Below are 13,825 nucleotides of genomic sequence, written 5' to 3'. Positions count from 1 at the left end.
CTTGTCCCCTTGTCCCCTTGTCCCCTTGTCTGGAGCATCTCTACGTTCTAAGGACTCTGCGGGACGCCTGCCTTTGATGCTCTTGACAGGCAAGATGCCTGTCCTACGGGATAATCTATTTTTTGGCGTTCCTAATCTTTCACGAATTTTTCACCCTGTCTTCTATCTAGCGACATAACTTTTCCTCTTCAAAGTTTGCGACTTGCGGTTCAAACGTCAGTAACACCTTCCTTGGTATAGTTTTGTTGCAGTTACCGTAAAACTGGGAGATGGCAGAGCAAGCTTTGACACCGGATAACTATGCTGATTCCAAAAACTATCGAAGTTGGAATTGGTGGAACAAACTTACAGCCCTGATTGCCCTCGCTAACATCTTGTTGGCACTGTTCAACCTCAGCTATATTCAGTTGCGGGATATTTATTTGCACCAGTTGCCCGCAGTCGTTGCCTATTATGATCCTGTAAAAGGCATCGAACCCCATCCCGATACGCAACGCTACCTTTTCGCGGTAGATACCTTAACAGTGCAATTGCCGCAGGTTGGACTGCAAGCGCCACAAACCGAGCAACTTCTAAGCAACTTGCGCCAGCAAAGTACTGACTTGTTGGAAGAAAATCCTTTTCTGGTTGCCAACAAATTTGGCACTTTTGCCAAACTTAAGCGGCATATGCAAACGTATTTGGGAACTGATTCAGCTAGACAGGCATTTGCCCGTTTTTGGAGTCAGGATTTTTTGGCTCAAGTTGGTTGGGAACAAGCACTCTCTTTCTTTGATTCCCAAATTCGACCTCTGCTAGCTAGCAACTACTATCGATATGTGGATGAAAATGGTCAGTTTGTTGATCGTTTTTGGCAAATTGACCTCTATTTTATTGCCTTTTTTGGTATTGAATTTTTAATTCAAACATTCTTGGTATATCAACGCCATTCTGAGCTAACTTGGGCAGATGCTATGTGGCGACGCTGGTACGATGGGCTGCTTTTACTCCCTACTTGGCGCTGGTTGCGTATCATTCCTGTATTGGTACGATTGCATCGCTCTGGTTTGGTGAATATGCAACGAGTCCTAGGACAAATGACTCATGAACCTTCAGCGTATTTAGCCGATCGCGTGTCTACTTTCTTAATGGTACGACTGATTAACCAAACTCAAGATTCCATTCAACAAGGAGATGCCGCTCGTGCATTACTAGAGCCAGGAGGGTACGTTCAAGTTAGCGATATTAATAAAGTTGATGCCATCACCGACCGACTCCTAGACCTCTCTATCTACAAAGTACTGCCCCAAGTCCAGCCGGATCTAGAGGCGCTTTTGCATCATAGTTTGAAAGGAGCGCTCCAAGAATCTGACTTTTATCAGCAACTGAAAAAAGTGCCGGGAATGAAGGGACTTCCTGTAGAAGTGGCAGAGCAGTTTGCTAGTTATTTAGCTCAGGCAACCTATGAAGTCTTGATCACCTCCTACTCAGATCTTAAAGGTCGGCAACTGTTTGATTATCTCACTCAGCATTTTAAGCAAGCCTTGCGTCGAGAGTTACAGGATGAAGCAACCCAGCAAGAACTTCAGTTGCTGCTATCTGATTTATTGGAAGAAGTGAAACTAAATTACGTGCAGCGTTCTACTGAGCAAGACCCAGAAGCGACGCTAGAAGAAGCGGATCAACTGCGTCAAGAAATGGAAAATCCCCCACCTAGGCAGTCATAATTATTTTGACTCATCCTTCAACAAAGGAGTATGTTGTATAAGCGATCGCTAGGCATTACCTTAGATTGGGACAAGATAGGGTTTAAGGAACAATTTCACATACGAGTCAGAGCCGCTATTTTAGTAACCTTACCTGTATCTAGACCTTTCAGTTCGTCAAGATGTAGCCATCCCTCTTTGACCAACCTGGAAAAGATAAAGATAAGCACGGAATAGCTGTAATCGTACTTGCCATCTAGATCGTGCCTCCTTGCACTCAAGAAATCGTGTAGTTGCCACATATCATCAAGCTCTGTGATTTCACTGGCTTTTTCTCGAATCGCTTTTATCAAGGCACTGGTTTCTCGTTTATAAGCTTTCTCAAAGGCTTCTTGAGCTATCTTTTGCTCTGTTGTAGACCACTCCGTATCACTTTCTTGCATCATCAAACTCTAAAGACTCTATAACTATTATGGTAGCAAATTGTCTCATTTGCCCCAAAACAATAGAGCGCTCTCTTATAGAGGGCGCTCATCACAGTAGAGTTACTTAGGGGACATTTGTGGTTAGCACTGCTCTAGCGAACCAGGTTTAACAACTCTTTTGGAGATGCCAATAAATCTATCGCCACAAAGAAAATTTTGTCTTCAGGATTGATCAAGAACCTCCAGGCAATATTCATTCCTACCCCAGCACCAAACCAAGGAGTTTGCACTTTACCAGTTACCTTCACCTGGGTATAACCATCTTCGGCTGGCTCAGAAATTCCTTGCTCTGGAATTAACTTGAGGTTCTGGCATTCTTCCCGGAAAAACCGAAGCACAGCGTCTTTCCCAATAATTGGTTTCCGGAATGGGGGTTGGAGAGCACCGTCAGGAGCGAACAGATTAATCAGTGCCTCAAAGTCATTAGCATTCAAGTTGTTCATGTAAGCCAACACAGTGGGGTTAGTAACCCCTTCAATGCTGACCTGAGTCCGCTGGGACATCTCTTGGGGAGGAACAACGGGTTCAGAGACAGGGGTATAGTTACCCAATTTACTTACATCAAATCCCATGTCAACGACGGTATTCCGCAAAACTGTGATTTGCTGACCTGACTCCAGTCCTCGAATGGCTTGCAGCACGGCTGCGGCATTGGCAGAAAGTTTATAGCCCTCTGGAATTGGTGCAACAAGTCCTTTATCCATCCATTCTCCCAGTTGATACCAAAAACCGAGTTTGATGTTCGGAGACCAAATAGCATAAGTCCGCCCAATTGGTGTATCAGCCCGGTTGGTTAGGTCACACATGACCTGGGTTTGCTCCATGGGAGTCATTTGCTTAATTTGATTAAGCGTCCCCTCGGCAAACTGCATATTGGCTGCTCCAGGAGCGGCGATTGTGATTGTTTTACCCATTTCAAGGTAAGCAAACCAGATCAAAGCCAATTGATCTTCAGCACTAAGCTGACTGAACCTGGCGATTGTAGCGGGTACAGCATCAGCGGCTAGAGTGTTAGGAAAAATGTTGCGGGCTGAATCGATCGTAAATGGCATAGATTTACCTTGACTAATGTCTATGACTAATGTCTAAAACAAGTTAAGCGAAACGCTTTTTGGTGCAGGCGTTATGCCTACCTACCTTAAGAATAAAGGAAAAGTGAACTACGCGCATTGAGTTCTTGAGTCAGTAGTACAGGTTAAAGACCTAATTTATTCTTTTACTTTTTGGTCTAAGACTCTGTTGGGGATGGTCTTGGGAATTTGTTGACACTCCCCTGGCTAAAGCCGAAGGGATTCTTCGTTCATAAATCCAACTTGCCCTGACAGGACTTCGACAACGCTCAGTCCAACCGGAGTAGAGGTCGAATCTCCCGAAGCGTTCGGATCTAAGATCCAAGTTCCGGTATGCCCTACCGTACTCAAGGCTAGTTTCAGGATGTTGATGGCAGCGTTCCAGTCTCTATCTAAGATGAATCCACATTCACAAACATGGGTTCTCGTTGACAGAGACTTTTTGACTATCGCACCACAGTTAGAACATTCCTGGGAGGTATATGCCGGATTGACCGCTACGGTTATCTTGCCGAACTTGACCCCGAAATGCTCTAACCATTTCCTGAACTGATACCAAACAGCATCATTAATCGATTTAGTGAGACAGTGATTCTTGACTAAGTTCTTAATCCTCAAGTCTTCATAGGCGACCAAATCGTTAGATTGGATTACGCAACGCGCCAGTCTCTTGGCGTGTTCTTCACGTTGCCTATTTTTGATAAAAAAAGAGTAGTTAGTACAATAAGTGATCGCTATGGACTACCCAGATATTGATATTGCCTCTTTAATCGACCACTCCCTGCTCAGTCCCACGGCTACACCGGAGCACGTTAAAAAATGGTGTCAAGAGGCAGAGCGCTTTAACTTCGCGGCAGTGTGTGTTAACCCGACTTACGTCCGACAAGCTGCCGAACTACTCCACGGTAAATCCCCCAAAGTCTGTACCGTCATCGGTTTTCCGACAGGGGCAACCACATCAACGGTGAAACTCTACGAAGCCCAAGAAGCAGTAGAAAATGGAGCGACGGAATTAGATGTGGTTATTAACGTGGGGGCGCTGAAAGTGGGAAATACCGAAGCCATCTACCGAGAAATCGCCCAAATAGCAGAGGAAACAGGTCAAACGGTTAAAGCTATCCTAGAAACAACCCTACTAACCGATGCCGAAAAGCAAGTGGTAGCAAAAATCTGTATGGAAGCGGGGGTACAGTTCCTGAAAACCAGTACCGGCTGGCATGGTGGGGCTACTGTCGCCGATGTCCAACTACTGAGCAAAATTACGCGGGGGCAAATTGGCATTAAGGCATCAGGAGGCATCCGCACTATCGAACAAGCCTTGGATTTAGTAGTAGCGGGGGCGACACGGCTGGGAACATCTCGTGGACCTGAGCTGTTACAACAACGCAATTCTGGGGAGAAGAATGAACGATGAATTATGAAATTAGTTTTAACCAATTATCCCATCAATGAGCCGAACCTACAAAGCCACTGGCATCAATCTCAAAAGTATGCCCTTGGGCGAAGCGGATAGATTAGTCACGATTTTAACGCCAGAGTTTGGCTTGATTCGAGTCGTCGCACCCGGGGCACGCAAGCAGAACTCGCAATTGGCAGGTAGAACGGGCTTATTTGTGGTCAATCAGCTTTTGATAGCCAAAGGGCGATCGCTTGATAAAATTACTCAAGCCGAAACCCTGGAATCGTATCCAGGATTAAGTAAAGATTTAAGTAAGCTGGCAGCGAGTCAGTACTTGGCAGAATTAGTTCTGTGTCACGCCCTAAGTGAACACCCACAAGCAGAACTCTACGAGCTGCTCAACGAACACCTGCGGCGTCTAGAAAAGTTACCCAGCTATTCTGGCAACAAAGAAGGAGCGTCCCTAGTTCTAGCTCACCTCTCCCATGGTATTTTTCACCTCTTAGCCTTAGCCGGCATTGCCCCACAGGTTCAGGTTTGCTGTATTACTCAGCACCCTCTCCACCCGAATTTTACTGACCCAACGTGGCAGGTTGGTTTTAGTGTAGAAGTAGGTGGCGTTCTGACACTGGCAGCGCGAGGGTTGGAATTTCCGAAAATTACCCCCTCAACTGTTACCAGCACGGGACGAGTAGGTGAAGCTACTAGTACTTATCACGCAGATGTCCAAACTCTCCCTCCCCCACGGCTCAATGGCAAGCTGGATGCCCTTGAGTTGACCTTGTTTCAACAGTTAGCGGCAGCACAGTTACCCGACTTGAGAGCCGTGTTGCCCCATCTGTCAGGGCATTTATCAGACTCAGAGTCTGTTGCTCCAGCTTGGGTAAAAGTGGAGCGAATGTTACGGGATTATACTCAGTATCACTTTGGTCGCTCGATTCGCTCGGCAGCCTTAGTTGATGCTCTGTCTGTCAATAAATAAGTTTATCCAGCAATTATTGAGGAGTCTGAAAGTCGAAAGATGAGATGATAACAATCAAATGTAACGATTAGACATCCTGTAAATTTTCTATTTTGGTGCTAAGGAATTCCCCATTTCCTTAGTCAGTATTGGTTGGAGTTATCGTCCGAAGAGTTAAGAATGCGATTATCTGAATCTGAGCAAGCAAGAAAACATCCGTCAAAAAAAAAGTCTTCTTCTGTGGCGAACGGCAGCTATCGAGAAGAGGATCAATTAAAGCCTGCCAACACGAATGAGTTGCAACCCGACGGCATGGAAGAAGCCCCTGCCGAACCCCCGCGACGGGGTTTTTTACCGGTTCTGGAAAACCGCAACTTCTTAGCCCTCTGGAGCGGTCAGCTTTTCTCTCAGCTTGCAGATAAAGTTTATCTGGTGCTGATGGTTATTTTAATGGAGACTCGCTTGGGTGTACCCAAAGAGCAAACCAGCGTTTGGGCATCGGCAATCATGATTGCGTTTACCATCCCGGCGGTACTGTTTGGTTCACTAGCGGGTGTTTTTGTAGACCGATGGCCGAAAAAGGCAGTGCTGGTTATCACCAATCTACTGCGGGGTGCCTTAGTTTTAGCTGTACCAACCTTGTTGTGGATTGGTCAAGATTGGAACCCCATTTACGGCATACCGATGGGTTTCTATATCTTGTGGGGGATTACATTTTTGGTATCTACCCTAACGCAATTTTTTGCGCCGGCAGAGCAAGCCGTCATTCCCCTCGTGGTAAAGCGAGGCAACCTGCTCTCAGCGAACTCACTTTACACCACCACAATGATGGCATCCTTAATTTTTGGCTTTGCCGTCGGTGATCCCCTTTTAACCTTCACGGATACCCTTATGGCTCGATTGGGGATCGGCTGGGACTTTGGTAAGGAATTAGCCGTGGGTGGCTCCTATGCGATCGCCGGATTGCTGCTATTATTGCTCAACACGGGTGAGAACACCGAACCTCCTAAAGGCGAAACCCCTCATGTTCTGTCAGACCTCCGAGATGGTCTTCGCTACCTCAAACACCAGCCCCGTGTCCGCAATGCCTTGATTCAACTGGTTATTTTATTTTCCGTTTTTGCCGCGTTGACAGTACTGGCTGTGCGACTGGCAGAAACGCTTCCGGGCTTGAAAACATCACAATTTGGCTTCTTACTAGCAGCAGGTGGCGTAGGCATGGCTGCTGGTGCAGCAATTTTGGGACATTGGGGTCAAATCTTTACCCACAGTCGCCTCAGCCTTTACGGTTCTGCTGGGGTAGCAGCATCACTAGTGGGTTTATCGGTGTTTACGAATAACCTGTGGATGGCGTTGCTAATGACTACTCTTTTGGGGGGATGTGGCGCAATGGTGGCAATTCCCATGCAAACCAGTATCCAGGCAGAAACGCCAGAAGAGATGCGAGGCAAAGTGTTTGGCTTGCAAAACAACGCGGTTAATATTGCCCTCAGCTTACCCTTAGCTCTAGCCGGCGTTGCTGAGACTTGGCTAGGGTTAGAGCCAGTATTAATAAGTTTGGCAATAATTACGATCGCGGGAGGGTTCTTAAACTGGTATATTTCCGGTACAGGATCAGCTATGTCAACTCAAGCTGACAAATAGAGAGACTCGATACCCAATCTGAATGCATATCGCTTGGCTCGGAAAAAAATCCCCCTTTTGTGGCAACGTTACTTACGGTCGAGAAGTTACCAATGCCTTGCTAGATAGAGGTCATCTGGTTAGTTTCCTCCATTTTGCCCAAGAAGAAGGAGTCGATGACCCAATGGGGTCAGGCTACCAAGAAGTGTCCCTACCTTGCCTGTACAAATCGCAGGTTTACACCATACCCACTCTTAAAGCTAGCAAGGTTTTGAAGGAGTCGCTCAAGCAACTGCGCCCGGATCTCGTCCATGCGTCCCTCACCCTGTCGCCCTTAGATTTCGTGCTACCGGAAATCTGTGAGGAACTTAAGATACCTCTATTTGCGACCTTCCACACCCCCTTTGATGGCAAGCGGCGCAATCTGCAATCAGGACGGCAACTGCTATCTTATCAACTCTACGCCCCCTTTCTAGCACGCTACGACCGGGTCATTATTTTTTCTAAAGTGCAGCGGAATTTCTTAGTGCGACTCGGTGTTCCCCGCCAGAAGGTGGCAGTTATTCCTAATGGGGTTGATATTCAGAAATATTCCCCTGGAGCCTCAACGTTCAAATCGCGGGTAAATGCTCAACGCCTGTTTGTTTACCAAGGACGAATTGCTGCCGAAAAAAATGTTGAATCGCTGCTGAAGGCTTGGAAGCAGTCGAACATGAGCAAGTCTAGTAAGTTAGTGATTGTCGGAAACGGTCCTTTATCCTCCGCCTTGAGACCGTTTTATGGTGAGGAATACGGCATTATTTGGCTGGGATTCGTGGCAGAAGAGCAGCAGCGCATTCAAATTCTGCAAGCCGCCGATGTGTTTATCTTACCGTCGCTATTAGAAGGACTTTCCTTATCCTTGCTCGAAGCAATGGCTTGTGGTGTTGCCTGCGTCGCAACAGATGCTGGTGCAGATGGAGAAGTGCTAGCAGGTGGGGCTGGGATTATACTCAATACGGCTCGGGTAACGTCTCAACTTCATACTCTCTTACCCCTGTTGCAAGATCACACAGAATGGACAGCTCTCCTGAGACAAAAAGCCAGAAACAGAGTCCTAGAGCGCTATACCCTCAGCGGTAATATTACCCAGTTGGAACAGCTTTATCACGACGTACTACAGCAGCCGCGTGTGCAGTTAAGTAGTCGTGCTTGGGGATGAATGGGGAGTGGGGAGTGGGGGAGCTTAGTAGTCTAAGGCGTAAGTATAGGTAGGGTTAGGCGGCTAAAAGCTTGCCCTTAACGCCTAAGGTGTCCAAGGAATTGCCTTCTTCTTCGGCCCGAGCGCGTTGGGCAAGCTGCTGAGGCATCGCACCTTTGTCGAGTTCAGGCAGTAGCAACCCATCCCAACAGATCGGGATAACCGAATTTCGCAAACAGCAGGGCTTCCAGCGAATTCGTTAAACTGACGAATATAAGATAAGTCAGCCTTAGCACGTCCGATCCCATCGGCATCGTCAAACCTCATATTCTGCATAGCACAGGAAGCTATCTATGCCACCAACCCTACTTCTCTCTCGAGAACTGCCCACCTTAAAGTACGTCTCAACCAGAGAGCGCTTTGATCGCACCTGGGAAGCCCCCCTCTCAACACTTCTAGGATTGGGACGCGCCGCCGGTTCAGACTTTGTTGAATTTTTCTTAGAACGGGTCAACTACATTAGCTGTCTGGCAGAAGATGACCGGATCACCAGCATCTCACCAAGTTTGTCAACTGGCGCGGGTGTGAGAGTATTTCGCGGCAAAGCAGACTGTTACGTCAGCACCAACGATCTATCCTTTGCAGGGCTAAAAGCCGCGCTGGAAAAAGCGTTGTCAATTATGGGACTGCAACTGCCAAGTCCCAACTCCTACATCCCGGAAATTAATCTAGAGATTCTGAGAGACTACGCCACAGCCAAAGGCAAAGAAGCTTGGTTGCTCGAAAGTAGCTCTATGCGGGAAATGGGAGAAGTTCTCCTCGATGCCAATGCCAAGCTGAACCTCAAAGCTAATCACGTCCAATCGAGACGAGCGACGTATTTCCGAGACTGGCAAGAAGTCTTAGTCGCTTCTAGTGATGGTACATTTGCCAGAGATATTCGCCTGAATCAGTCGGTAGGCTACAGCTTGCTGTGTGCTGACGGCGAGCAACGTGCTTCCATCAGCAAGCGAGTTGGCAGCACCAGCGATCCTAACTTCCTGAGAACTTGGCAGTATGAAGCAGATGCCGAGGAAGTTGCCGAGTCTGCTGGAAAAATGCTCTATGCAGACTACGTGGAATCCGGCACGTACCCCATTATCATGGCAAACGAGTTTGGTGGCGTGATTTTCCACGAAGCCTGCGGTCATTTGCTGGAAACCACGCAAATTGAAAAAGAAACCACTCCCTTTATCGACAAAAAAGGTCAAAAAATTGCCCACGAAAGCTTGACCGCCTGGGATGAAGGACTTTCTGAAAATGCCTTCGGCACCATTGACATGGACGACGAAGGAATGCCCGCCCAACGTACTCTATTAATTGAAAACGGCGTCCTCAAGAATTTCTTAGCCGATCGCGCAGGTTCCTGGAGAACCGGACACCCCAGAAGTGGAAGTGGTCGTCGTCAAGGCTACACCTTTGCTGCTGCTAGTCGGATGCGTAATACCTATATTGCCCCTGGAAACCACTCCGTTGACGACTTATTTGCCTCCATCGATAAGGGTATTTACTGCAAAAAGATGGGTGGCGGTAGTGTTGGTGCTACGGGTGAATTCAACTTTGGTGTAGAGGAAGCCTATTTGATTGAGAATGGCAAAATCACTAAACCCCTTAAGGGAGCCATCCTAATTGGTGAAGCCAAGGAAATCATGAACAAAATTTCCATGTGTGCCAACGATTTAGGACTGGCTTCAGGTTTCTGCGGCTCAGTCAGTGGCAGCATTTATGTCACCGTCGGACAACCTCACATCAAGGTAGATTCCATCACCGTAGGTGGACGGTAACGTCTAAAACGTTTCTCTTGGTGAAGTACAAAGTCCCGGATTTCAGGGAATGGGGAGTGGGGAATGGGGAGTGGATAAGATGTACCTCACGACGCTAGGAAACCTTATATATCTCGGTCTTTGACTAATTAAATCTGTTGCAAATGGAAAGGTTTTAGCAGCTTAGAGTTTCCTGTTCCCTGTTCCCTGTTCCCAAATACGAGCAAGAAGTCTACTGTTGGGATGCGTATCCCTACAAATGACCAATGACCAATGACTAATGACCAATAACCACTATGCCCACCATCAAAGAACTTGCTAGCTACGCCGAAGCAAGCGCCCATCAGCTTGGCATCAAAAAATTTGATATTTACGGTTCCTCCGTTGATGAAACCAGTGTGCAGGTAGAGCAGGGAGAACCCAAACAAGTCAAAGCTTCAAACCGTTCTAGTGTCATCGTTCGGGTTTGGAACGAAAACAATACTATGGGGGTTACATCCACCACCGATGTTGATCCTCAAGGTGTTGAGTTGGCACTCAAAACTGCTTATGAAGCGAGTTTCTTTGGAGTCAAGGAACACGTTCCTGATTTTAGCCCAGAGGCTACAGCTCCTACGGCTGATGTTCCTAATGAGAAAGCACCGCAAGCTCCAGTTTCAACCCTAATTGAAAAATTGGTTGCGGTAGAAAAAGAAGTGATAAACGCTCACCCAGCCATTAAAGCCGTTCCTTACAACGGTTTGGCTCAACGGGACATCGATCGCTTCTATCTCAACAACGATGGTGCATTGCGCGAGGAAGCTCGTTCCTACGCCTCGATTTATCTGTATAGCAAAACCGAGCAAGATGGGAAAAAGCCCCGCAGTGCTGGGGATTTTAAACTCAGCCGTGGTTTAGAGGGGTTGGACATCCAAGGCTGCGTGCAGAAAACGGTTGAGAAAACCATCAGCCACTTGAATTACCGGAAAATCAAATCCGGTAAATATCGGGTGGTGCTATCAGCGGATGCTTTCTTAAGCTTGCTGGGTGCTTTTTCTAACCTGTTCAACGCTCAGAGTATTCTGGATAAGCAAAGTCTCTCTACCCCTGAATCTTTGGGAACGCAAATCGCCTCTCCCCTGCTATCAGTTTACGATGATGCACTGCATCCCGATAACATATCGGCAGAGACGTTTGATGGTGAAGGTACGCCTACCCGTCGCGTTCCCTTAATTGCAGAAGGGGTTCTGAGTAGCTTTTTGCACAGTACTGGCACCGCCAAGCGGATGAATGCCGAACCCACCGGTCATGCCAATATCGGAGCAAAAGTAACAGTTAGTCCCCACTTTTATCATGTAGTGAGGGGTCAACCTGCCGAGCACGAATACAGTCTTACTGACGCTGAAAATGTCATTCTCATTGATGATCTTCAAGCTCTTCATGCAGGAGTTAATTCCTTACAGGGTTCTTTCTCTTTACCTTTTGATGGCTGGTTGGTGGAAAAAGGTGAGTTGACGAGCCTCGACTCAGCCACTATTGCTGGTGATTTTCGAGAACTCTTAAAATCCATTATTTTTGTGGAAGAAGAGGCGGAGCTAACACCAGGCGGGTTGTGTCCCAGAATCTGGGTAGAGGGACTGTCCATTACTGGGGAATAAGGGCAAGGGAAACGGATAGTTTTTATCCCTTTCCCTTTACTGCCAAACCTCTGTCAAGTCTAAAAGAAATCCTGGCAGTATATTTTCTCGTGACAAGGTGGTAGGATTATCCAATATTTCCACATCCGGGTAAGTGAAATCCGCTAGAAGAATTAAACGCTTTGCCTAGCTTGGTTTGGCGGTTCCAAAGCCAAAGCTGTCCTTCAATATCTAGATTGCGATTGCCCGTGTTGCTGCCAGTGGGAGGCATGACGATTAACTCTCCGGTGGCAGTTCTTTCCAGTCTCAAATCACGGTTAACGGCGGCAAGTTCCTTGAACTGCTCGTGACTGACTTTAAATGTTTTGGGAATGATGATAGTAGGGTTAACCATAGGGTAAAGCCTCTGGAAGTTCGGGCAGCAGTTGTGAGCTATTGGTTACTCGATAGTGTCATGGATAGGAAGATGAAATAGGTTTTGGGGATGGATTGAGCGATCGCTACAAAACTATCGGGTTTTATGAGTAGAGTTAGACTAAAATGGGAGTTTTCTAAGTCCGAAGTTGAGTCGCCACCATTCGCAGATTGCTAGGAGGAGCGATAGTCAAACCCCGACGAACAGGCTTAATCGGACGATTATTGGTCAGTGCTAGTTCAAAACGCGATACAATCGTTGCCAATGACAGCTTCATTTCTAGCAGTGCCAAAGCTGACCCAATGCAGCGACGATTGCTGCCACCAAAGGGTAAATATTCATAGGGAGAATACTGCCGCTCTAGAAAACGTTCGGGTTTAAACCGTTTGGGTTCTGGATAAATATCCTGCCGTTGATGGACGAGATAAGTAGAAGGCAGTAATCCAGTGCCCGCTTCAAACTGATATCCCCCAATCTCCATCGGCGCTTTGAGAATCCGCACGAAGGTACTCGGAACAACGGGATAAATACGCAGGGTTTCCTGGCAGACTGCCGTGAGGTAGGGAAGTCGAGAAATTTCCATCGGATCGGCTTTCTTTCCGACTATTTCCAACTCGTGGCGCAGTTTTTCATGAACTTCTGGGAGATAATAAACCCAGTACAATGCCCATACTAGAGCAGAAGCGGTAGTTTCGTGACCTGCAATCAGTAGTCCCATCAACTCATCATGTAACTCCTCATCTGTCATCGATTCACCTGCTTCATCTCGTGCCCCTATCAGTAAGCTCAAGATATCAGTTCGAGAATCATCAGCATCCTCTCGGCGTTCCCGAATTTCGTCAAAAATCACCTTCTTAATCTGCTGCTTGATCTGCAAAAAGCGCCCCCACGGACTTAGTGAACCCCAATCCTTTCGCAACCAGGGGAAAAACAGCATACTCGAACTTAAGGGAGTACCAAAAGATTCTAGGAGAGTATGGAGTAGTTGCCTCAGTTGTTCGTAACGCTCTCCGGAGTGCAAGCCAAATACCGCTTGTAAAATCACCCGCAGTGTAATTTCTTGCGTGTAGGTACGAACAACAAACGGTTTACCCACCGTCCATTGATTCGTCACCTTTTCAGTAATATCGCAAATAAGCTGACTATATTCTCGCAAGCGATCGCCATGAAAAGGAGGCATCAGGAGTCGTCGCTGGCGCTGATGAGGTTCGCCGTCTAGCAAGATTAGGGAATTGTCTCCCAGCAAATAGCGTAAAATCCTGTTGCCCCTACCGGATTCAAAGAGCTCTGGATCAGCAGTAAAAATCTCCTTAATCACCTGGGGATTGCTCACATAGATGAATGGGGGTGAGTCGTCCCCTCCTAGTTTGAAGATATCTCCATACTGTCGAGCATAGTTATCCAGGTAGTCCAAGGGACGAAAAATAAACTTGAGTATCCGTAGAGTTCTGAGAAATCCTGAAGTGTCGGGACCGTTAGGCAGTGTCATAGGTGTTGAGGTGCAAGAGTGTTCCTTCTATTGCTATCTTGCACATTTTTTCCAGAACAGAACTCATAACCTTCTGATCACCTAACCCTTAATAGTCCAA

12 protein-coding genes and 1 pseudogene are annotated in these 13,825 nt (G+C 47.1%); 7 read left to right on the top strand and 6 right to left on the bottom strand.

Features of this window, described 5'->3' with window-relative positions; all coding sequences use genetic code 11:
• Window positions 1-269 precede the first annotated feature (269 nt).
• Window positions 270-1,706, top strand: coding sequence for a hypothetical protein (locus IQ257_RS20465; RefSeq protein WP_193873309.1), 1,437 nt, complete (start codon window positions 270-272; stop codon window positions 1,704-1,706).
• A 95-nt stretch (window positions 1,707-1,801) separates the two neighbouring features.
• On the opposite strand, the gene IQ257_RS20460 is transcribed toward IQ257_RS20465, so the two are convergent.
• From IQ257_RS20460 to IQ257_RS20450, 3 genes and pseudogenes are all read right to left on the bottom strand, one after another.
• Complete coding sequence (locus IQ257_RS20460) at window positions 1,802-2,131, bottom strand: hypothetical protein (protein ID WP_228060876.1); 330 nt, start codon at window positions 2,129-2,131, stop codon at window positions 1,802-1,804.
• A 131-nt stretch (window positions 2,132-2,262) separates the two neighbouring features.
• On the bottom strand, window positions 2,263-3,222 hold the full coding sequence (locus IQ257_RS20455) for an orange carotenoid-binding protein (RefSeq protein ID WP_193873310.1): 960 nt from the start codon (window positions 3,220-3,222) through the stop codon (window positions 2,263-2,265).
• Window positions 3,223-3,447: 225 nt separating this feature from the next.
• Window positions 3,448-3,936 (bottom strand): annotated as a pseudogene (locus IQ257_RS20450) (RNA-guided endonuclease InsQ/TnpB family protein); the annotation flags it as partial.
• Between the two features lie 34 nt (window positions 3,937-3,970).
• Here IQ257_RS20450 and deoC point away from each other — a divergent pair.
• The 4 genes from deoC (at window position 3,971) to IQ257_RS20430 (ending at window position 8,424) form a co-directional block, all read left to right on the top strand.
• Window positions 3,971-4,654, top strand: a complete 684-nt coding sequence (gene deoC, locus IQ257_RS20445; RefSeq protein WP_193882220.1) for a deoxyribose-phosphate aldolase — start codon at window positions 3,971-3,973, stop codon at window positions 4,652-4,654.
• Window positions 4,655-4,688: 34 nt separating this feature from the next.
• Window positions 4,689-5,621: a DNA repair protein RecO gene (gene recO / locus IQ257_RS20440; RefSeq protein ID WP_193882217.1), complete on the top strand. Its 933-nt coding sequence runs from the start codon at window positions 4,689-4,691 to the stop codon at window positions 5,619-5,621.
• Window positions 5,622-5,780: 159 nt separating this feature from the next.
• A complete protein-coding gene (locus tag IQ257_RS20435; protein ID WP_193882214.1) occupies window positions 5,781-7,244 on the top strand; it encodes an MFS transporter in 1,464 nt (487 codons plus the stop codon).
• A 22-nt stretch (window positions 7,245-7,266) separates the two neighbouring features.
• Entirely contained in the window at window positions 7,267-8,424 is a 1,158-nt protein-coding gene (locus IQ257_RS20430) for a glycosyltransferase family 4 protein (protein WP_193882211.1), read from the top strand.
• Between the two features lie 55 nt (window positions 8,425-8,479).
• Here the strand turns inward: IQ257_RS20430 and IQ257_RS20425 are convergent, their stop codons facing one another.
• Entirely contained in the window at window positions 8,480-8,638 is a 159-nt protein-coding gene (locus IQ257_RS20425; RefSeq protein WP_193875575.1) for a hypothetical protein, read from the bottom strand.
• Between the two features lie 118 nt (window positions 8,639-8,756).
• Here IQ257_RS20425 and IQ257_RS20420 point away from each other — a divergent pair, with 118 nt between their 5' ends.
• Both IQ257_RS20420 and IQ257_RS20415 read left to right on the top strand, forming a co-directional pair.
• Window positions 8,757-10,226: a TldD/PmbA family protein gene (locus IQ257_RS20420; protein ID WP_193875577.1), complete on the top strand. Its 1,470-nt coding sequence runs from the start codon at window positions 8,757-8,759 to the stop codon at window positions 10,224-10,226.
• A gap of 275 nt (window positions 10,227-10,501) precedes the next feature.
• Window positions 10,502-11,842, top strand: coding sequence for a TldD/PmbA family protein (locus IQ257_RS20415; protein WP_193875579.1), 1,341 nt, complete (start codon window positions 10,502-10,504; stop codon window positions 11,840-11,842).
• 106 nt (window positions 11,843-11,948) lie between these two features.
• Here IQ257_RS20415 and IQ257_RS20410 read toward each other — a convergent pair whose 3' ends face one another.
• Window positions 11,949-12,215 (bottom strand): Uma2 family endonuclease, encoded by a 267-nt coding sequence (locus IQ257_RS20410; RefSeq protein WP_322744416.1) that lies wholly within the window; start codon window positions 12,213-12,215, stop codon window positions 11,949-11,951.
• A 157-nt stretch (window positions 12,216-12,372) separates the two neighbouring features.
• Window positions 12,373-13,725, bottom strand: a complete 1,353-nt coding sequence (locus IQ257_RS20405; protein WP_193875581.1) for a cytochrome P450 — start codon at window positions 13,723-13,725, stop codon at window positions 12,373-12,375.
• Window positions 13,726-13,825: the final 100 nt, after the last annotated feature.

Source organism: Coleofasciculus sp. LEGE 07092 (assembly GCF_015207375.1).
GTDB lineage: Bacteria > Cyanobacteriota > Cyanobacteriia > Cyanobacteriales > Coleofasciculaceae > LEGE-07092.
Note: the sequence above shows the minus strand (reverse complement) of the source record. Positions and strands in the feature narration are given on the sequence as shown.

What these genes read in the sequence shown, in the direction of transcription:
- IQ257_RS20465 (WP_193873309.1), top strand. Translation starts at nt 270, where the DNA reads ATGGCAGAGCAAGCTTTGACACCGGATAACTATGCTGATTCCAAAAAC.
- IQ257_RS20460 (WP_228060876.1), bottom strand. Translation starts at nt 2,131, where the DNA reads ATGATGCAAGAAAGTGATACGGAGTGGTCTACAACAGAGCAAAAGATA.
- IQ257_RS20455 (WP_193873310.1), bottom strand. Translation starts at nt 3,222, where the DNA reads ATGCCATTTACGATCGATTCAGCCCGCAACATTTTTCCTAACACTCTA.
- recO (WP_193882217.1), top strand. Translation starts at nt 4,689, where the DNA reads ATGAGCCGAACCTACAAAGCCACTGGCATCAATCTCAAAAGTATGCCC.
- IQ257_RS20435 (WP_193882214.1), top strand. Translation starts at nt 5,781, where the DNA reads ATGCGATTATCTGAATCTGAGCAAGCAAGAAAACATCCGTCAAAAAAA.
- IQ257_RS20430 (WP_193882211.1), top strand. Translation starts at nt 7,267, where the DNA reads ATGCATATCGCTTGGCTCGGAAAAAAATCCCCCTTTTGTGGCAACGTT.
- IQ257_RS20420 (WP_193875577.1), top strand. Translation starts at nt 8,757, where the DNA reads ATGCCACCAACCCTACTTCTCTCTCGAGAACTGCCCACCTTAAAGTAC.
- IQ257_RS20415 (WP_193875579.1), top strand. Translation starts at nt 10,502, where the DNA reads ATGCCCACCATCAAAGAACTTGCTAGCTACGCCGAAGCAAGCGCCCAT.
- IQ257_RS20410 (WP_322744416.1), bottom strand. Translation starts at nt 12,215, where the DNA reads ATGGTTAACCCTACTATCATCATTCCCAAAACATTTAAAGTCAGTCAC.
- IQ257_RS20405 (WP_193875581.1), bottom strand. Translation starts at nt 13,725, where the DNA reads ATGACACTGCCTAACGGTCCCGACACTTCAGGATTTCTCAGAACTCTA.